Raw genomic sequence first — 19,741 nt, 5'->3', positions numbered from 1 at the left:
AGCGCACCTACTCAACAGGACAATGCAGATGATGCAATGGCATATTGTGTGTGATTTCGACGGGACCATTACCCGCACCGACGTCATCGACAACATTCTTCAACGCTTCGCCGACCCCAGCTGGGAAGCGATCGAAGATCAATGGTTGCAAGGTGAGATTGGTTCGCGTGAATGCCTGAGCCGCCAGCTGTCGCTGGTCAAAGCCTCGCCAGCCGAACTGCTGGCCTATTTCGACACGGTTGAGATTGACCCGGACTTTCCCGATTTCGTGGACCACGTCATCGGCCTCGGCGCCACTCTTGAAGTGGTCAGCGACGGCATCGAACAAGGCATCGCCCGTATCCTGGCCCGCAACTACGTGAGCCTGTTGCCGATTCTTGCCAACCGCCTGCGCCAGGTCGACCAGAACAGCTGGCGCATCGACTTCCCGTACTCCAGCGACGCCTGCCGTGCGGCCGCGGGCAACTGCAAATGTAAATCCACTCCCAGCGGCAAGCGCGTGCTGGTGATCGGTGATGGCCGCTCCGACATGTGCGTGGCCTCCAGCGCCGATTTTGTGTTCGCCAAAGACAGCCTGGCCGAACATTGCGAACGCAACGGCATCCCCTACGCCCGCTTCGACTCTTTCGCCGAACTGCCGGCCCTGCTCGCCAAATTGCCGAGCAACGCCGCTAACGCCCCCCATTACTCTCGTGAACAGCAGGAACTCTTCAATCATGTCTGATATCCGAATCGCTACGCCTGAAGACCAGATTCTTCTGGATAAAGAAGCCAAGTACTGCTCGTACGGCGACACCGTTCACTACATCGAACCACCGCGTATTTTCAGCCGTTGTGAGGGCTCCTACGTCTGGGACACTGAAGACCAGGCCTATCTCGACCTGCAAATGTGGTACTCGGCCGTCAACTTCGGTTACTCCAACCCACGCCTGAACAACGCGCTCAAGCAACAGATCGACACCCTGCCGCAGATCGCCAGCCAATACCTGCACAAAGGCAAGATCGAACTGTCGGAACGCATCGCGGTGGATGCCAAAAACAAGTTCGGCCTCGACGGTCGCGTGCACTTCAACGTCGGCGGTTCACAGTCCATCGAAGACTCGTTGAAAGTGGTGCGTAACGCCAGCAACGGCAAAAGCCTGATGTTTGCGTTCGAAGGTGGCTACCACGGCCGCACCCTTGGCGCCTCGTCGATCACCTCCAGCTTCCGCTACCGCCGTCGCTATGGTCACTTTGGCGAGCGCGCCAACTTCATCCCGTTTCCGTATCACTTCCGCGGCCCTAAAGGTATGACCAAGGAAGAGTACGGCAGCCACTGCGTGCAGCAATTTGCTCGTTTGTTCGAGACCGAATACAACGGCGTTTGGGACCCAAAAACCAATCAGTGCGAATACGCAGCGTTTTACGTCGAGCCGATCCAGGGCACCGGTGGTTATGTAATTCCACCGATGAACTTCTACAGTGAGCTCAAGCAAGTACTGGATCAACACGGCATCCTGATGGTGGTCGACGAAATCCAGATGGGCTTCTGGCGCACCGGCAAGCTGTGGTCGATTGAACACTTCGACGTCAAACCCGATGTAATCGTGTTCGGCAAGGCTCTGACCAACGGCCTCAACCCGCTGGGTGGCATCTGGGCCCGTGAAGAGCTGATCAACCCGAAAGTCTTCCCTCCGGGCTCGACTCACTCCACCTTCGCCTCCAACCCGCTGGGCACGGCGGTAGGTCTGGAGATGTTCAAGATGACCAGCGAAGTCGACTATGGCGCGATGGTCATGGCCAAGGGCAAGTACTTCCTGGACGGCCTGCAGGACCTGCAAAAACGTTACCCGATCATCGGCGACGTCGACGGCCTGGGCCTGGCACTGCGCTGCGAAATCTGCGGCCCGGACGGTTTCACTCCGGACAAGGCAACCCTGGACTTCATAGTTGAAGAAGGCATGAAGGGCGACATCGAAATCGACGGCAAGCGTCTGGGGCTGATTCTGGACGTGGGCGGCTACTACAAAAACGTGATCACCCTGGCCCCGTCGCTGGAAATCAGCTACGCCGAAATCGACCTGGGTATCGCCCTGCTCGACCGCCTGCTGGCCCGAGCCATGAAACGGTGAACGCGCCAGAGATCGATCTGGGCGAAGGCGACGCCGGTTTCGTTCTCGGCACAGGTGAGGTCGCGGTGTTGTTGATCCACGGCCTCACCGGCACCCCGACGGAGTTGCGTCGGGTGGCCCAGGGCCTGGCCAAGGATGGGACGTGCACGGTGTACGTGCCCACCCTGGCCGGGCACTGCGGTGACAACAGCGACCTGCAAGCCACTGGCTGGCTGGACTGGTACGAAGGTGTACGCAAAACCTTCGTCGGCATCCGCCAGCGCCACCAACAGATTTTCGTCGGCGGTTTATCGATGGGGGCGGTGATGTCGATGTACCTCGCCTCCGAACACCCGGACCAAATCGCCGGTTTGTTGATGTACTCCACCACCCTGCGTTACGACGGCTGGAGTATTAACAAGCTGGCCTTTTTGACCCCATTGCTGATGAAAATCCCCTTTGGCGTACGCCTGTGCAGCTTTGAAGAAAAACCGCCTTACGGGATCAAAAACGAGCGTTTGCGCGCCATCGTCGAGCGTCAGATGAAAGCCGGCGAAAGCAGTAATGCCGGACTGTTGACGATGGAAGGCGTCACCGTGCGCGAATTGCACCGGATGAATGCCGTGGTGAAACAACGCATGCCGTCGATCACCACCAAGGCGCTGGTAGTGCATTCCATCGAAGACGACATCACCAGCCGCTGGAACGCCGATTATGTCGAGCGCCATCTGGGCGGGCAGGTGACCAAAGTGCTGCTCGACAACTGCTATCACATGATCACTGTCGACCTGCAATACCGCCGGGTGATCGAACTGAGTGACGCGTTCATCAAGAAAAACAGCATCGCTGCGCTGGCTCCTGTAGAGCATTTACAGCGGGCCTGAGCCAAAGGATGTCTCATGATTACTGCCCAAGCCTTTTCATCCATCCAGGCGATCGACCGCGCGGCCTGGAATGACTGTTTTCCGGGTGCCCTTGAGGATTGGGACTACATTGTGGCGGTTGAAGAGGCCAGCATCGAGGGCTTCGAATGGCGTTACCTGACGCTATTCCAAGACCAGACCCTGATCGCCGTGGCGACTGCATTTACGACCTGCTATCGCCTCGACACCACGGTTCAAGGGCTCAGTAAACGTTTCACCGAAACACTCAACCGGGTGCTGCCGGGGCTGGTGCAACTGCAGCTGTACGCCATCGGCTCGCCGGTGACCGAACAGTGCAGCGCGGGTATGGCCAGCCATATTCCGGGGGCGCTGCGCCCTGCCTTGCTCGCCCGACTGCTGGCACTGGCCCAGAAGGACGCCGCTCGGCTGGGCATCGGTCTGATCGCCGTCAAGGACGTACCTCGCCATGACGAAGACTGGGCACACAGTTGCAAGACTGCAGGTTTTCAGTCGATGCCCGGCCTGCCCAGCGCGATGCTGGCGGTGCCCTTTGGCTCGGTAGAGGGTTATCTGGGCTCACTGGGCAAGTCCACCCGTAAAGACATGCGCCGCAAGCTGCGCGCTCCAGGGCCACGGGTGGAATGGCGCAGCGCCATCGATGACGTTTTGCCCGAAGTCATGCGTTTGTACGAGGCCAGCCTGGAACGCAGTGATCTGCAACTGGAGCGCTTACCACCGACATATTTCACGGGTATTCTCCAACAGCTCGGCGATCGGGCATTGTGCGTACTGTATTGGGTCGACGAGCAACTGGTGGCGTTCAATCTGGTACTGATTGACGAAAACAGGCTGATCGACAAGTTTTTCGGCCACGACCTTGAGCTGACCCGCGACTACAATCTGTACTTCAGAAGCTGGCTGGTAAACGTCGATTACTGCATTCGACACAAGATCGCACTGTACGAATGCGGCCAGGCTGGCTACGCCAGCAAGATTCGTCTGGGCTGTACCTTTCAAAGTAATATGCTGTTTTTCCGCCACCGTAACTGGCTGCTGAACAACGTACTCAAAATGGTCAAACTGTTCATCCGCCCTGACCGCCATGACCCTGCCCTGGCGGCTGCGATAAGCGAGTATTAATGCCCAGCACGCCTGCCAAATCGAACCAGCCTCAACCCTTCAAAGTGTCGCGCTGGACGGTGCAGCGCAAGCTGGTGCTGGCCTTTTGGCTGGTCAGCGTGATTCCGACCATGATTGCCGCCGAACTGGCCGCGACTACCCTGTCGCAAATTTTCGATAGCAACGTGCGGGTCTGGTTGCAGGAGTCGACCAAGATCGTCAAGGACGAGATCAGCGAAATCCTTGCGGACAATGCCAGGGTCGCCAAGCTGTTTTTGCAATACACCCATCCGCCAACGTCCAATAAAGCAATCCGCCATGACCGACTGACTGCCGACATCGCCGATGCGATGGGCATCGATGTGGTGGCGTTGATTCGCGACAGCGACCATAAAGTGGTGTTCAGCACCGCCAGCGATAGCATCGTCAGCCAGATCAGTCTGGAGCCGAATGCGGTTTTGCAAACCATCAACGTAGGCCAAGTACCCACCGGCACCGTAGTTTCGACTTTTCCTACCAGCCAGGACGGCGTCGACTACCAATTGCTGGTGGCCACCTACTTGGACAGCAGCTTTCTGACCAGCGTCGCCGAGGTGCATTCCCTTGATCTGCGCCTGTACCTGCACAACACCGTCGGGTTCGCCGAAATCTTCTCCAGCCAACGCTTTGAAGACCGCCAGCCCACCGTCTCGCGTGCCATTGAACAGACCTTGCGCGAAACAAAATTACCCAGCGAGCAATTCACCAGCCGTTACAGCGGCTTGTACTGGCCGATTCTCAACGACACCGGTGAGCTGCAAGGCGTGATCTACAGCGGTCTGCTGCGTCATACCAGCCTAGTGGGGCTGTTCAACCAGACCAACCTGTTCGCGCTGATTTTTCTGCTGGGTTCGCTGCTATCGCTGACCGTAGGCTGGCTGGTGTCCGAGCGCCTTACCCGCCCGCTGCGCGGCCTGTCGGCGGGTGTACGGGCCGTGACTGCCGGGGATTACAACCAGCGCGTGGCCGTATCGGGTAACGATGAACTGGCCGAGCTGAGCAGCACCTTCAACCACATGGCGGCCCGCCTGGGCCAACTGCACCATCTCGAAGCCCAACTGCGCCGTCGCGACCGCCTGCATGCCCTGGGCGAAGTGGCCATGGGCCTGGCGCACGAAATTCGCAATCCGCTGGGCATTATCAAGACCGCGACCCAACTGCTGCACCGCCGCGCCGACCTGGGCGAGACCGACAAGCGCCATCTGGAATACGTGGTCAGCGAAGTCACCCGGATCAATGACCTGATCACCGAATTTCTCGACTTCGCCAAACCCAGCGCCCCCGTCCGCGCACAACAGGCTGCGCGGCCTTTGGTTGAAGAGATTCTGGGTTTCTGCAAGCCGGAACTGGAAAGCCACAACATTGATACCCGCATCGACGATCAGGCGCCAGACGCAACCCTGTATGCCGATGCCGGGCAATTGAAACAGGCGTGCTTGAACCTGATCATCAACGCCATAGATGCCATGCCCACAGGGGGCTGCCTGACCGTGCGCATTGCCCGCGAAAACGAGTACACCGTGATTGGTATTGCCGACACTGGCGAAGGGATAGCATCCGACATGCTCGAACGTATTTTCACGCCCTTTGTGACGACCAAAGCCTCAGGCACCGGTTTGGGTCTGGCCAAGGTCTTTTCGATCATGGACAGCCACGATGGACGCATCGAATGCATCAGCGAAAAAGACGCCGGTGCCACTTTCAATCTGTACATTCCGGCCCACGGAGGGGATGAGACATGAGTCATAACGTGCTGGTGGTCGATGACGAACCCAAACTCTGCGACCTGCTCAGCTCGGCACTGAGTCAAAACCAAATACAGGTCTTCACTGCAGGCAACGGCCTGCAGGCGCTGGCGATTCTGGAACAGGAAGACATCGACCTGGTGATCAGCGACTGGCGCATGCCCGGTATGGACGGGCCGCAGTTACTGGCCGAGGTCAAACTGCACTACCCGCATCTGCCAGTAATCGTAATGACCGCCTACAGCACGGTGAAAAACGCCGTACAGTCCATGCGTAACGGCGCCTACGACTACATCGCCAAACCCTTTGATATCGACGAACTGGATATTACGGTCAGTAAGGCCCTGCAATTTCGCGACATCCTGCGCGACAACGCCCGCATGCGCGCCGAACTGGACGAGCACCAGCACATCGACAGCCTGATTGGCGACAGCCCCAGTTTTCGTCGGGTGCTGCAGGCCATCGACTCGGTTCGGGACAGCAACGCCACCATCCTGCTGACCGGCGAAAGCGGCACTGGCAAAGAGATGGTCGCCCGCGCCATTCATAAACACGGTAGCCGCGCAGACAAACCTTTTGTCGCGGTCAACTGTGCGGCCATTCCTGAAGGGCTGCTTGAAAGCGAGATGTTCGGCCACCGCAAAGGTGCGTTTACCGGTGCCGTGGCGGATCGCGTCGGACGCTTTATGCAGGCAGACAAAGGCACGTTGTTTCTCGATGAAGTGGGCGATATGCCCTTGGCGTTGCAAGCCAAGATCTTGCGGGCCTTGCAAGAGCGGGTGATTGAACCGGTAGGTGATCCGCGAGAGCGCAAGGTCGATGTGCGGGTGATTGCGGCCACCAACAAGAACTTGCTGGAGGCCGTGGCCAACAAAGAGTTTCGCGAAGACTTGTACTACCGCCTGAATGTGTTTCCGATCCCGCTGCCCGCCTTGCGCGAACGCGTGGAAGACATCACCCCGCTGGCACGGCACTTTGCCCATATTCTGGGTGCCACGGCAGGTAAACGGATAACCGGCTTCAGCCCCAGCGCCTTGCAGGCAATGGCCGAGTACGGCTGGCCGGGCAACATTCGCGAGCTGCAGAACTGCGTCGAACGCGCCACCATCGTGGCCAGCAGCAACACCATCCAGGACAGCGACCTGCCGCCCTACCTGTTCAGTGCCCAACCCGGCCAAAGCAACGCGCTGCTCACGCCAGGGCCGAGCGTACCGCCCGATCTGGAAGCAGCCCTCGCTGAAGTCGAGAAAACCTACATCCTTGCCGCACTACAGCAAGCCCAAGGCGTGCAGGCTGCTGCTGCGCAGTTGATCGGTATTTCAGAGCGCAGCTTCTGGTATCGCCTGAAAAAACTCGATATCCATGTCGATAAAATCGTCAGGTAACGTCCAAAAAAGTAGCCGCTGGCACCGACTGCGCCAGCGGCTACAGATTTGTATCTTCACTGCTATGCGATTACCGGATCGTGTAACCGACATGCAAAATGATGTCGTTCAAACTCAGCAACATCGCCTGCTGGCCGCGTTGAGCATTTGGAAACACCAATGAGAATGAGCCTGTCTCGACCGATAAGCCTTCAAACGGCAGGTACTTGCCATCATTGAAGTCCAGCTGAAACTGCCCGCTGTCATCCAGCCCATGGGACAACGCCACGGCCTTGCAGCCATTGGCCAACGGCTGGCTACTGTCATAGCGCAACAAGGCCTGCACGTTCTCATACGGGCCCAACAAAGCCGGTAGCGTCACGCTAAAGGTCTTGATCAGGCGACTGCTGCCCAGGTTAAGGCTTGATGGGTAATCACCCAAAATGTTCAAGTCATCAAGCTTGAAGCTCAGGCTCAGGTTACTGTTGCTGTCGAGCGCCACCTGTACTTTCGATTGGGTAGTGTCGAGGTCCACGTTGACCAGACTGTCAGGCGCAAGCAGTTGCTTGATCCGGTTGATCAGCGTGGCGTCCAGAGTGCGCAGCGAAGCGGTTTTACGTACCTGCAGCGTACGCTGGTCCCAGCTCAGGTAAGCCGCTTCCATCTGTTGCAGGCTCAGCAACTGGCTCTCGCCGGCCAGCAGGCCCTGATACAGATCGCTCCAGTTACCGGGGCGCAGGTAATTGCGCTTGTCGCGGGTTTCCCAGTGCAGGCTGGCTTGGGTCTGCGCGCACAGCGAAGACACTGAGTCGTATAGTTGGTAATACAGCGTCGATAGTCGAGCAGCCTGCCAGTTGAACAGGGCCTTGCCGGTAAAACGGGTGCCCAGCATTTCCAGCACCACGTCGTTATTGGCCTGCTCCATTTCGGTCTGCTGGCGTTGTTTTTCGGCCATCGTGATCTGTTCCTTGAGGGCATCGATCTGGCTCGTGATCACTTCACCCTCACGCCGCGCCTGGTCACGCTGCAAGTCCCAGTCTTGACGCCGACGACGGTATTGCTCGGAAACATCCACCTTGGCGGCTTCGCCCTGCATGATCCCGGACGCCAGGCGCAGTACATCACTGCTGGCGTCAACAACGCTGCCCAGTTTGCCCCAGCCGGCGCCCCCCATCCCAAAGGCAAAAGCGACTCCGGCTCCCGCACCCGCCATTGCCATGGTCGGCAGGGCATTAAGGCCCCCGGCAACCAAGCGTAAGGCTCCTGCCGTGTAATCCAGGTAGTTAGCGTCGCTGCGCAAGTCCATCGCATGCTGCTCACGTTCGGAAATATTTTCCTCGAACAGCGCATCATAATGTTGCTGACGCGCCAGGATCGCTGCCTGACTACCTTCCAGCCCGCTCAAGGTATGTTGCAACGAAGCCTGATTGGCCATATGGGCTTCGCGCATCAGGGCCAGCAAGCCGCCCTGCTGGGTTTGTTGCAAGACGCTCAAGGCATCGGCGTCCCGCCGTTCCAGTACACCTTGCAGGTTGGCGCCAAACTGAACCACCTGCTGCACAGCATTGCGCGCCCGATCCAGCAGCACCATAAAGCGTTGCGGCCACAGTGCCGGGGCCGATCCGGCCTGGAGGCCACCGGCACCGTCACCGGCCTGACGAGCAAGCTGTAGCGAACGCGGGTCCGCCGCAGGTTCGAACAATGCCAACGACAGCGGCTGACCATCGATGGACAGGTGCCGACGCAGGTTATACAGACGCCCCTCGAAGCGATCCCAGTAAGCCAGCACCGCGGTATCGACCGGTGGCCGAAACGGCCCATTGGCTACCACGACCTGTCGCAGCGAAGCAGGTGCCAGCAGCGCCTGTCGCTCCTCGACCAGGGTTTCCAGCTCCAGCAGGCGCAGATTGTTGCTACTGCTGGCGGCCTCCAGCGTCGGCGCATCCCAGGCCAGGGCCAGCGGCAATACCGGGCGTGTACCGAGCAATTGCAAGGCCTGCATGTACCACATCTTGGCCTCGCTCAAGCTATCGCGAGTTTGCTGGCGATACAGCTGGTCACCCCGGGCAGCCAACAGCTCCAGCCCACGCAAAAAAACCGCCAGTTTGTAGTTCATCGGATCGGCCGTGGCGATCACGTCCGGATCGTCGGTATCGATCGGCGCCGCAGAGCCCCAAGTGACATCCTCTTGCAGCGGTCGTACATTCCAGTAGCGCGGCTTGGAGTTCTCTGTTTGCAATACACCTTTTGAGTCTCGATAACCCGCCGGATCAAAAATGCGCTTGAACCAGAGATCGGCCTCATCAAAACGCTGCTCGGCCAGCAGACGATTGGCAATCAGAAATGGGGCATGAAAGAACAACTCCCACGTATAGAGCCCAACTCCCCCTTCGAAACTGGTAATTCGAGAAATATTGCTACCGTTATATCCACTGGGATCGACCTTGGTCTGTTGCACATCCCACGACAGCAGTGCCTGCACGTCCTCCAGCATTTTTTGTTCCAGCAGCGGCCCAGCCAACGTGGTGAGCACGTACTCGCTGGCATTGCCAGGTTTGGTGTACAGCATTTGTGTACGGCCTGCGCTGTCGCGGGCGGTAGGTATCCACAGAGAGGAAGAAGAGCTGAAATTTTTTAATGTTAAGGGTTCTCCTGGACTACTCCTTTGCAGGGGGATTGGTCTCGTCACCGCCCCCTTTATAAAATCTACACGTGTTGAAGCGTCTTTTACAAAGTCATCAAATGAAAAAGGTGTATTAATCACATATGTCTTTTTCGTCGTCCCAGACATATTAAAGCCAAATCGCTCCAATATCACTCCAGCCTGATACAACATAATGGATATAGCTCCACCGTGTCCGAATTTATCTTCTGCCTCGATGGAAATACTTAGTGAACTGCCATTCTTGATAAACCTTACATTTGTAAATCTGCAATATAAGTTACCGTCCACCTGTTCATAACTAAAAGTACTCGTCATCGAGTAGTCGAAAGGAGACGTTGGCGCTTGTGAAAGTAGCGGTTGTCGCACAGGTATATCGTGATAGTCGGGAAAAGTCTTATCCGCGTAAATAAACAAACAGCTCACCGCCGTTCCTGGTGCATCAATCAACTGTAGAATTTTACTGAAGCGATATAGACTAAGCCCCTCAGAAGTATAAAAAAACACCCCCAATACCGGCTCAATTTCTCCCTCGGCATCACGCAGTTCAGCCGCAAAAACGTCTCTAGGACTATTACTGAGAGGCCAACTACGCAAGCTCCACTGCCCACTGGGCCTTAGTGTGGCAATCTGCAATTCCTGCAGCATATTCAATTCGGTGTCGCCTTGGGTACCGACTGCAGTAACACCACCGTTATATTGATGCACACACAACACATGCAAGCGATTGGCAAAGAACACAATCGACGGTGTGGTGCCTGGTATCGGCTGCAACGGCGCATCAATCTTCAGCCATTCACTCCAGGAGGCTGCATTGCGTACTTTAGCGTTTGTGCCAAAGTCGGTGTAATCCGTTCGGCGCCAGTAATACTCACCCGTTGTTCCGGGTATGCTGCCGCAGAAATACGCCGCCCCCTTCTCGCTGGCTGGTTCTACCTGATAACCACTGTCATAACGGATATCGAGCACAGTGCGCAGGCCGCTCACGTACTGGGTAAAGGCCTGTTCGACGCGCTCTTCGGTAATACGGCCCTGATTGATGGCTGACTCCAGTTCCTTGAATAACTGAGTCTTGCTGTAACGCAGTTCGGGATCAATATAACTGGCCGGGTAGTACAACAGCCGCTGCAGACCGGCCCAGGTAGCATAGCGTTTGTTGTAAGCGTTCCAGCGACTGAAATAGCCGTTGTCGCGCGAAGCGTCTTGCATCGCGACCATGTTGGTATTTGGCTCCAACTGTTCACGACAGCGGTGCAGATACAGCTGGGTACTGGCCACGGCTTCGGCAATACGGCTGGTCTTGATCTGCCCGGACACCTTCGGATCAAGCAGCAGGTATTCGTACAGATCTTCCGCGGTGGTGATCTTCTCAGCCAACGTGCCAAGATTACGCGCGGGGATCACATACTTGAGGTAATACGGCACCATTGCATCACGCCGGGATTCGTTCAGACCGGCCATTAATTTCTCGTTCATCACATTTTCTCCCGGGTTAGCCGCGTGCGGCTGCGATAACTTTGGCGGCTATCAAAGTGAGCGTGGCCTGATCAACTGTGGCGGTTTCAGTCAGTTTGCCGACCCACTGCAAATCCGTAGGCGACAACCCAAGCCGTTGGCAGAACTGCGTTTTTTGCAGTAGCGGCAGCAATGCCACAAAGTTGCGTGGCACGGCGTCATTCATCAACACCAGGGTTTGCGTCAGGTCCCAGCCATGCAGGTCGCTGAGCTGTTTCGCGGCGACCTGCAGCGTCAGTGCCGGATCCTGCGCAGCAGCACGCAGGATAAAACCACGGGCCTCGGCCACTGTGCCGGTCAGCCGCCGCTGCCAACTGCGATAACGTGACAACAGCAGCAGCACATCCAATGTCAATTGAGGGGCCGTCAGTGCGCCGGTCAGCGCTGAAGGCTGGCCCGCCCCCGCAGGCATCAACACCTGCAAATCCTGCTCGCCAAGCTGGGCCCAATGGCAGACCTGGACGAACTGGCGTAACAAGTAGGCGTACTGCACGGCACGGGATACGTCGTCCAACGTGGTAATGCCCTGACAGACGCGTTCGATATCGGCCCAGAAGTTCAGCAGGCCATAACCCTCCAGTGTGGAAGCCATGTCCTTGGCCGCAGCGTCGGCCCAAGCCATTACGGCAGTGGCGATATTGGGTTTCAGGTTGAATTCGGCGCCGATATGGCGCGCCAATTGCGCCCGTAATACCTCGCCATCTGCCGCCTCTGCAGCGGTACGACCAGCCAGTGTGCTGTAGATGTTTTCAATAAAGGTTTGCAGTTCGGGTGTGCTCTGGGCCGGATAGCGGCGACTGGTCAGCGCGATAAGCTGCTCCGGATCCAGCTGTGCGGCGTGCATCCAGTCGACCAGATAACCAGTGCGTATCAGCACCCCCTGCGCGACCTGGTTGGGTTTGGGTTGAGCCAGGGCGCGGACAACTGCCTCGGGCGCGGCCAGCAAGTCCCATAAATGCAAGGCCTGGGCCACGCTCAGGCCAAACAGCCGAGGTATCGCTACGAGCCGGTACAACGCAGAAATCTGCTCCAGCCCCAACTCCGGTAACACACCATTGGCGCTTAGGCCTGGCAGGTACTGCGCCAGCAAAGTGAGGGTTGCATCGTCTACCTTCAGGCCCTGACACAGGCTGGCCCTGGCACGCAGTGAAGTTTGACTGAGGGTTGTTTGCTGGAAGTCGATATTGCTTGAACCGATCAGTTCAGCCTCGCCAAACAAGGCGCTGTAGAACGAGGGCTTGCCACCAGCATGGAAGGTATTGAGCAGGTGCAGACAGGCGCCAAAACTGTCGACCGTCATGCCATAGCGCTGGCGTAACGGCATATAGACCGCCAGCGCCTGCAAGGCCTGGGTCAGGGGGTGAGCGCTGAGATCATCGCTGGCCTGGCAGATCAGCCAGTCCAGTTCCTCGAAAGACAGTTGTTTCACATGCTGTTGCAAGCGAAAGATGCGGTTCAGGCGCTCGAAGGCGCGGCCATTACGGTTATACAGACCACTGTTGGACGGACTGTTGGCTGGCTGAGGCACGGGCTGACCGAGGGCGGCACCGACATACCAATAGAGTGGTTTGGCCGGGTTTTGCGTACCGTCTGACCAGCCATTGAGATAGCGGGCGCCGTAGGTCTGGGTCGGAACGATATCCCGCGACGACAGGTTGTAAAAAGGCCCGCCTCCCAGCGCCAGGACGATGGTTTCCTCTGGCAATTGGAGTGCAGTTTGCAGGCTCGATGAATACTGCATTTGACCGAACGAGCTGTAACCAAAATATCGGGCGACCGAGGCATCGGTGGTGTTTCTGGCCTCAGTCATGATGCCTGCCAACTCCGGAGACATACCCAACGCATCGCGCGCATAGGCCGCTGGCATCTTGTTCGCCCAACTGCGCAGATCGGTTTCGCGCGTCAGTGCCTGACCTTCGTAATCCTTCAACACCGACCAGAGTTCGGCCGGGCTGCTTTTGCTGGCTGCCATACCTTGCAGTATCTGTTCGCTGGCATGGTTGTAAGGCAGGTTCATCGGGTACAGGGCAGTACGTAGTACCTCGTCCACATCGCCTGTAATACCCGCCTCCAACACTTCCAGGGTCAGCGCCAGGGTGCTGACTTCTTCATTGAGGTTGGCATCGCTAAGCGTCAACTGGCCCAGGTCAGGCCGCCGCTGGTTCAGTTGCAGGCCGTTGCTGACCGGATGGAGCGGCTTGGCAGCCCGATACAGGTCAGTCAGATAGCTGGCCGGGGAAAACAATGAGCCTGCCGAGTCAGGATGGGAGAACCCACCGCTATTGGTTTGCACAAACCAACTGGCGTAATTGCCGCCACTACTGAGCGATCGCAACATCCAGGAGCGATCTTCGGGCGCCTCAAGCTTGAGTACCGCATGCAAGGCCGGCTCACCGCGTGCACAGAGCTGTGCATAACGCCGGGTCAGGCTGGCGGCACGGGCTTGGGCTTGTTCATAAAACGCCTCAGTCGGGCCGTTATCTACAAGCTTCGATAACTGTTTTACTTTCGTCAGGACCTCTGTACGGCCATCACGTACCACGTCGAACACGGAGCTAAAACCAAGACTCGTGAGCTGCTCGTGCAACACCACCAAGGATTCGCGGGCCGCGATATCGCTTTCAGACTCGAGGTCTGGCGCAGGCTCGTCGCCTTGCGCGGGCTTATCATCCAGCGGTGGTTCATCCCCAATGACAATGACCTCTGGTGCAGGCTCTTCATCCTGCGGTGGGTCGGTAAACGATTGCCTGGTGATGGCGACCTGTTCTTTATTGGCTGCCTTGCCGACGCCTTTCCCGGTTTCAGATTTCCCTGAAGATTTTTTGCTCGCCATGACCATAACCTCAAGCGGATTGCGTATCCGCACTGGCAGGAACCATCCCCGGCTGTCGGCCAACGCATGGCCGGAAAACCGGTGTTTATGAGCCTGATAACTGACTCTATTGGGATTAATTACGCGCTTTGAGACGTGGCCTGCCTACTGTCAGAAGTAACAGAGCAAGCAGCCATTCATCAGAATGGTTGGCACGTGGTATTTGGTTTTCTGACGCCAGGCTATGGGGATCCTGGAGGGGGGAAGTGTTGCCATTGAAGCGGTTAACGAAAGCGAAACCGGGGGCCGGACATCATTGCGATGCTCCGCCCCCCATGCTTTAAACGGGCTTAAGCCACCTCGGCGCGCAACTGCCGTGCGGCCGCAACCATGTTGATCAATGCGGCTTCAGTCTCGGCCCAGGCGCGGGTTTTAAGACCGCAGTCGGGGTTGACCCACAAACGCTCGGCAGGAATACGTTTGGCGGCCTTACTCAGCAACTTGACCATCTCGGCCGTGTCCGGCACCCGTGGCGAGTGGATGTCATACACACCTGGACCGATGTCGTTCGGATAGTCGAACGCTTCAAATGCATCCAGCAGCTCCATGTCGGAGCGCGAGGTTTCGATGGTGATCACGTCGGCGTCCATCTCGGCAATCGACTTGATCACATCGTTGAACTCGCTGTAGCACATGTGGGTGTGGATCTGGGTTTCATCACCCACGCCAGATGCACACAGACGGAACGCTTCTACTGCCCAGTCCAGATACTCCTGCCACTGTGCACGACGCAACGGCAAGCCTTCGCGGAAAGCCGCTTCGTCGATCTGCACGATCTTGATCCCGGCTTGTTCCAGGTCCACCACTTCATCGCGGATCGCCAGTGCCAATTGCTGCGCCTGAACCTTGCGCGATACATCTTCGCGCGGGAACGACCACATCAGCATCGTCACCGGGCCGGTCAGCATGCCCTTCATCACCTTGTCGGTCAGGCCCTGAGCGTATTTTATCCACTCCACGGTCATGGCTTGCGGACGGCTCAGGTCGCCGAAAATGATCGCCGGTTTCACACAACGCGAACCGTAACTCTGTACCCAGCCATATTGGGTGAATACATAGCCATCCAACTGCTCGGCGAAGTATTCCACCATGTCATTGCGCTCGGCTTCGCCGTGTACCAGTACGTCCAGGCCCAAACGCTCCTGGACTTGTACGGCATTACGGATCTCGCTGTGCATGGCGTCTGTGTATTCGCTGGCCGACAGTTTTCCTTGTTTGTACGACTGGCGTGCCAGGCGAATTGAAGTTGTCTGTGGGAACGAGCCAATAGTAGTTGTCGGAAACGCTGGCAGATTCAGTCGGGCGCGCTGCAACTCAATACGGGTGGCAAACGGTGACTGGCGCTGGCTGTCAGCCTCGGTAATCGCTTCGATACGAGCCTGCACTGCTGGCTTGTGAATTCGCGGCGAATTGGCCCGACTTTGTTGTACGGCGCGGCTTTGAGCCAGTGCTGCTTGTATCTTGGGGTCTTGCGCAATATTCAGCGCATCACGCAGCACGGCAATTTCGCCACACTTTTGCTTGGCAAAGGCCAGCCAGCTTTTGAGTTCGGCATCCAATTTGGTTTCGCGGTCCAGATCCACCGGGCTATGCAGCAGCGAGCAAGAACCGGCAACCCACAGGTTGTCGCCAAAGCGTTCTTCGGCTTCCTGCAATTGCGCCAGGGCGTTTTCCAGATCACAGCGCCATACGTTGCGCCCATTGACCAGGCCCAGCGACAGCACTTTGTAGGTCGGCAGACGATCCAGAATGGCATGCAACTGGTCGGGAGCACGCACCAGGTCGACGTGCAAACCATCTACCGGCAGCCCGACAGCCAGGCCGAGGTTGTCTTCCAGGCCGCTGAAGTAGGTGGCAACCAGCTTCTTCAGTGGCGAGTACTGAAGAATGTGATAAGCGCGCTCAAAGGCGTTTTTCCACTCCTGCGGCAAGTCGAGCGACAGGATCGGCTCGTCGATTTGAACCCATTCCACTCCCTGCTCAGCCAAGCGGGAAAGAATTTCAGCGTAAACCGGCAACAGGTTTTCCAGCAGCTCGAGCTTGTTGAATTCGTCGCCCTTGGCCTTGCCCAGCCACAGGTAGGTTAGCGGGCCGATGATGACAGGCTTGACCTTATGGCCCAGCGCCAGTGCTTCACCAGTTTCTTCAAATAACTGGTTCCAGCTCAGTTCAAAGCGCTGGTCCAGGCTGAATTCCGGCACCAGATAGTGATAGTTGGTATCGAACCATTTGGTCAGCTCCTGAGCGTACTGACCTTTACTGTGTTCGCCGCCGCAGCAGCTCTGGCTGGCGCCGCGCGCCATGCCGAACAAAGTGTCCAGGGTTGGACGGCGCTGCTCGTCCAGGGTGCTGGCAAAACGCTCAGGGATGACGCCGAAAGTCAGCGAGTGGGTCAGGACCTGGTCGTACCAGGCGAAGTCACCGACGGGCAGCAAATCGATGCCTGCATCTTTTTGCAGCTGCCAGTGTTTGGCTCGCAATTGGCGGCCAACGTTTTCCAGCGCGGCCTGATCGATATCGCCCTTCCAGTAGGCTTCAAGGGCTTTTTTCAGCTCGCGGTCTGCACCGATGCGGGGGAAACCAAGATTGTGGGCCAAGGCCATGACGACATTCCTTCGTGTAAGTAATGGCACAATTATCGACACTCACTGCAACATGAGACAAACTCAACGTTTTCGTGTTGATCATCAAATTTACTCATGGAGCCACTGTGCTGGAAATTCGTCACCTCAAAACCCTGCACGCGTTGCGCGAGTCAGACAGCCTGGTCGAAGCGGCTGAACGCCTGCACCTGACGCAGTCCGCTTTATCCCACCAGTTCAAAGAGCTCGAAGAGCGCATGGGCATGCCGCTGTTTGTGCGTAAAACCAAACCGGTACGTTTCACCAGCGGCGGCTTGCGCCTGCTGCAACTGGCCGACGCTATGCTGCCGCTGCTGCGCGGTGCTGAGCGTGATATCGCCCGTTTGGTCGGCGGTACGGCCGGGCGTTTGCACATGGCTATCGAGTGCCACAGCTGCTTCCAGTGGTTGATGCCGACCATCGATCAGTTCCGTGATGCCTGGCCCGAAGTCGAGTTGGACCTGGCGTCCGGTTTTGCCTTCGCACCGTTACCGGCACTGGCCCGGGGTGATCTGGATTTGGTGGTAACGTCCGATCCGCAAGAAATTGCCGGCCTGACCTATGTGCCGCTATTTACCTACGAAGCCATGTTGGCTGTGGCCAATCAGCATCCATTGGCCAGCAAGCCGTTTATCGTGCCTGAGGATCTGAGTACCGAGATTCTGATCACCTACCCGGTGGAACGCGATCGACTCGATATCTTCACCCGTTTCCTGGAACCTGCCGACGTCGAACCGGCGCAGGTACGCACGTCAGAACTGACAGTAATGATGATGCAGCTCGTAGCCAGTGGCCGCGGTGTATGCGGGATGCCGCACTGGGCGTTGCATGAATACAGCTCACGCGGATATGTAAAAGCCAAGCGTCTGGGCGAGAAAGGATTGTTTGCGACGCTCTACGCCGCGATCCGGGCTGACATGCTGGATGCGCCGTATATGCGCGACTTTTTGCTGACCGCCAAAGACACATCGTTTTCGACGCTGGATGGGGTGAGTGCGGTTCGGTAGTAGAACCGTGCATATCTGCAAGAAAATCGTGTAGCAGTTGCCGAAGGCTACGTCCGATTGCAAAGCGATCGTAAACCCTGAATATGCGGTTTTTCTGTAAAAACGCATGACCTGATTTTACGACTGCTGCGCAGCCGAACGCAGCCTCGTTCCTTCGACAGCTGCTACGGGCCGTTCACCCTCTACTTCAGCTGTCCTCAATATTTACCAACCGGCGCATATGCACCCGGTCGTAATATTCCTCCCCCACCCGGATCGCGCAGTCTTCCAACCCCGATTGCTCAAACCCGCAGCGCTGGTACAACGCCAGCGCGGCCGGGCTGTTGGCACTGACGGTGAGTTGGATCAGTTTGATTTCAGGCTCTTGCCCGGCCAGTGACAGCACCGCTTGCACCAGGTGTTCGCCCAACCCTTGCCCGCGAAAGGCTTGGGTGACGTACAAGCCAAACAGCGTGGCCTTGTGCCGGGCATCTTCCCAGGGTTCAAAAGCCAGGCCGACGATCCCCACCAGTCGGCAATCGACAAAGGCGCCGAACAGAGCACTGAGTTCATCATCCAGCTGCGCCTCCCACCAGCTCAACGGCAATTTCTCACGCTGAGCTATGGTGGACACAAATGCCTCCGGGTGCAGCGCATAAGCCTCAAGCATCAACTGGCGATAGGCCTTGGCATGTGAGGGGTCAAGCAGTTCTATAGCCATTACAGGTCCAGGTCATACGGTTTTACGTTGCTCCAGCATCAACCTCACTGCCAGTGCAGCCAACACACAGCCCATCACATAACGCTGCACGGCCAACCACAACGGGTTGCGTACAAACCAGACGGCGATGCCGGAAGCAAACAGCGCGATCAGCAGGTTAACAGTGAAGCTGACGCTGATTTGGGTCAGGCCCAGCACAATACTCTGGGTAAACATCGAACCGTGTTCAGGGCTGATAAATTGCGGGAAAACCGACAGGTAGAACACTGCCACCTTGGGGTTCAGCACGCTGGTCATAAACCCCATCATTACCAGTTTTGACGATGAGTCGGGGGCCAGTTCCTGAGCTTCAAACGGTGACCGGGCACCCGGCCTGACCGCTTGCCAGGCCATCCATAACAAGTACAGGGCACCGGCCCACTTCAGCGCCTCATAGGCCATCGGCACCGCCAAAAACACCGCAGTCAGGCCCACGGCAGCGGCAAACATATGAACAAAAAACCCCGCCACCACCCCGAGCAAAGACGTGACCCCGGCTTTACGGCCCTGACAGATCGAACGGGAAATCAAATAAATCATGTTAGGTCCCGGCGTCAAGACCATCAGCAAGCAGGCAGCAGCGAAAATCAGCAAATCATGCGTTGGTATCATGGGGCATTCCTTGTCAGAAAAGCATTGCGATAAAACGGCAAAATCTGGTCCCGGGTCAAAGGCGCCAGCACCAGGCCGCCATCACCGTTGGGATCGATCCACTGTATTTCTTCAATTTCGGCTGCCGCTGATACGGTCTCGCTGATATGCAGCAGAAACAACTCGGCCTGCACTTCAAACCCCGGCTCGTTGGCCGCCACAGCTGAAAAGTTGCCCAGATAGGTCGCACTTGCCGGATCGATCACCAGCGCCAGTTCTTCTTCGAGCTCACGGGCCAATGCACTGATCGGCGGCTCCCCGGCTTCGATCTTGCCGCCGGGCTGCATAAAAGCCTGGGTGTCACGCTTGCGCACCAGCAGGGTGCGGCCATCGGGGCCAATCAGTACTGCGGCAGCAATACGAATGGTTTTAGGTGTTACGTCAGAGAAGTGTTCTGCAGAAGTCACTAAATTCAGCCAACCGGAAAGAAAGT

The 19,741-nt window shown here is 57.3% G+C and carries 13 protein-coding genes; 7 read left to right on the top strand and 6 right to left on the bottom strand.

The window, feature by feature from the left end; genetic code table 11:
* The first annotated feature begins 28 nt into the window (after positions 1-28).
* From N7D90_RS04830 to N7D90_RS04805, 6 genes are read left to right on the top strand one after another with little or no spacing between them, the layout of a single operon-like run.
* On the top strand, positions 29-724 hold the full coding sequence (locus N7D90_RS04830; RefSeq protein WP_261741118.1) for an MtnX-like HAD-IB family phosphatase: 696 nt from the start codon (positions 29-31) through the stop codon (positions 722-724).
* Positions 717-2,111, top strand: a complete 1,395-nt coding sequence (locus N7D90_RS04825) for an aspartate aminotransferase family protein (RefSeq protein WP_261741117.1) — start codon at positions 717-719, stop codon at positions 2,109-2,111. Before N7D90_RS04830 ends, N7D90_RS04825 begins: the two co-directional genes overlap by 8 nt.
* Entirely contained in the window at positions 2,108-2,974 is an 867-nt protein-coding gene (locus N7D90_RS04820; RefSeq protein ID WP_261741116.1) for an alpha/beta hydrolase, read from the top strand. The genes N7D90_RS04825 and N7D90_RS04820 overlap by 4 nt, the downstream gene beginning before the upstream one ends.
* A 15-nt stretch (positions 2,975-2,989) precedes the next feature.
* On the top strand, positions 2,990-4,114 hold the full coding sequence (locus N7D90_RS04815; protein WP_261741115.1) for a GNAT family N-acetyltransferase: 1,125 nt from the start codon (positions 2,990-2,992) through the stop codon (positions 4,112-4,114).
* Entirely contained in the window at positions 4,114-5,874 is a 1,761-nt protein-coding gene (locus N7D90_RS04810; protein ID WP_261741114.1) for a sensor histidine kinase, read from the top strand. The genes N7D90_RS04815 and N7D90_RS04810 overlap by 1 nt, the downstream gene beginning before the upstream one ends.
* Complete coding sequence (locus tag N7D90_RS04805) at positions 5,871-7,262, top strand: sigma-54-dependent transcriptional regulator (RefSeq protein ID WP_261741113.1); 1,392 nt, start codon at positions 5,871-5,873, stop codon at positions 7,260-7,262. The genes N7D90_RS04810 and N7D90_RS04805 overlap by 4 nt, the downstream gene beginning before the upstream one ends.
* Before the next feature lie 70 nt (positions 7,263-7,332).
* On the opposite strand, the gene N7D90_RS04800 is transcribed toward N7D90_RS04805, so the two are convergent.
* The 3 genes from N7D90_RS04800 to metE all read right to left on the bottom strand — a co-directional run bounded on the left by N7D90_RS04800 (position 7,333) and on the right by metE (position 16,893).
* Positions 7,333-11,379: a neuraminidase-like domain-containing protein gene (locus N7D90_RS04800; protein WP_261741112.1), complete on the bottom strand. Its 4,047-nt coding sequence runs from the start codon at positions 11,377-11,379 to the stop codon at positions 7,333-7,335.
* Positions 11,380-11,395: 16 nt separating this feature from the next.
* Positions 11,396-14,251 (bottom strand): Tc toxin subunit A, encoded by a 2,856-nt coding sequence (locus N7D90_RS04795; RefSeq protein ID WP_261741111.1) that lies wholly within the window; start codon positions 14,249-14,251, stop codon positions 11,396-11,398.
* A 329-nt stretch (positions 14,252-14,580) separates the two neighbouring features.
* Positions 14,581-16,893 (bottom strand): 5-methyltetrahydropteroyltriglutamate--homocysteine S-methyltransferase, encoded by a 2,313-nt coding sequence (gene metE, locus N7D90_RS04790; protein WP_261741110.1) that lies wholly within the window; start codon positions 16,891-16,893, stop codon positions 14,581-14,583.
* A 107-nt stretch (positions 16,894-17,000) separates the two neighbouring features.
* Between metE and metR the strand changes: the two genes are divergently transcribed.
* Positions 17,001-17,918, top strand: coding sequence for a transcriptional regulator MetR (gene metR, locus N7D90_RS04785; RefSeq protein WP_016779668.1), 918 nt, complete (start codon positions 17,001-17,003; stop codon positions 17,916-17,918).
* 187 nt (positions 17,919-18,105) lie between these two features.
* Here the strand turns inward: metR and N7D90_RS04780 are convergent, their stop codons facing one another.
* The 3 genes from N7D90_RS04780 to N7D90_RS04770 are packed head-to-tail and all read right to left on the bottom strand — an operon-like array spanning position 18,106 to position 19,715.
* Positions 18,106-18,618 carry a GNAT family N-acetyltransferase gene (locus tag N7D90_RS04780; protein WP_261741109.1) on the bottom strand — a complete coding sequence of 171 codons (513 nt, stop codon included), beginning with the start codon at positions 18,616-18,618 and terminating at the stop codon, positions 18,106-18,108.
* 12 nt (positions 18,619-18,630) lie between these two features.
* Complete coding sequence (locus tag N7D90_RS04775) at positions 18,631-19,269, bottom strand: LysE family translocator (protein ID WP_261741108.1); 639 nt, start codon at positions 19,267-19,269, stop codon at positions 18,631-18,633.
* Entirely contained in the window at positions 19,266-19,715 is a 450-nt protein-coding gene (locus N7D90_RS04770) for an NUDIX hydrolase (protein WP_261741107.1), read from the bottom strand. Before N7D90_RS04770 ends, N7D90_RS04775 begins: the two co-directional genes overlap by 4 nt.
* Positions 19,716-19,741 lie beyond the last annotated feature (26 nt).

The organism is Pseudomonas fragi, from assembly GCF_025426255.1.
In the GTDB taxonomy this organism is placed as follows: domain Bacteria; phylum Pseudomonadota; class Gammaproteobacteria; order Pseudomonadales; family Pseudomonadaceae; genus Aquipseudomonas; species Aquipseudomonas kulmbachensis.
The sequence above is the reverse complement of the archived record's forward strand: the minus strand, read 5'-3'. Positions and strand labels throughout refer to the sequence as shown.

Bases quoted from the DNA above. Each gene is read 5' to 3' on its own strand.
- N7D90_RS04830 (WP_261741118.1), top strand. From the start codon at position 29: ATGATGCAATGGCATATTGTGTGTGATTTCGACGGGACCATTACCCGC.
- N7D90_RS04825 (WP_261741117.1), top strand. From the start codon at position 717: ATGTCTGATATCCGAATCGCTACGCCTGAAGACCAGATTCTTCTGGAT.
- N7D90_RS04815 (WP_261741115.1), top strand. From the start codon at position 2,990: ATGATTACTGCCCAAGCCTTTTCATCCATCCAGGCGATCGACCGCGCG.
- N7D90_RS04810 (WP_261741114.1), top strand. From the start codon at position 4,114: ATGCCCAGCACGCCTGCCAAATCGAACCAGCCTCAACCCTTCAAAGTG.
- N7D90_RS04805 (WP_261741113.1), top strand. From the start codon at position 5,871: ATGAGTCATAACGTGCTGGTGGTCGATGACGAACCCAAACTCTGCGAC.
- N7D90_RS04800 (WP_261741112.1), bottom strand. From the start codon at position 11,379: ATGAACGAGAAATTAATGGCCGGTCTGAACGAATCCCGGCGTGATGCA.
- N7D90_RS04795 (WP_261741111.1), bottom strand. From the start codon at position 14,251: ATGGCGAGCAAAAAATCTTCAGGGAAATCTGAAACCGGGAAAGGCGTC.
- metE (WP_261741110.1), bottom strand. From the start codon at position 16,893: ATGGCCTTGGCCCACAATCTTGGTTTCCCCCGCATCGGTGCAGACCGC.
- N7D90_RS04780 (WP_261741109.1), bottom strand. From the start codon at position 18,618: ATGGCTATAGAACTGCTTGACCCCTCACATGCCAAGGCCTATCGCCAG.
- N7D90_RS04775 (WP_261741108.1), bottom strand. From the start codon at position 19,269: ATGATACCAACGCATGATTTGCTGATTTTCGCTGCTGCCTGCTTGCTG.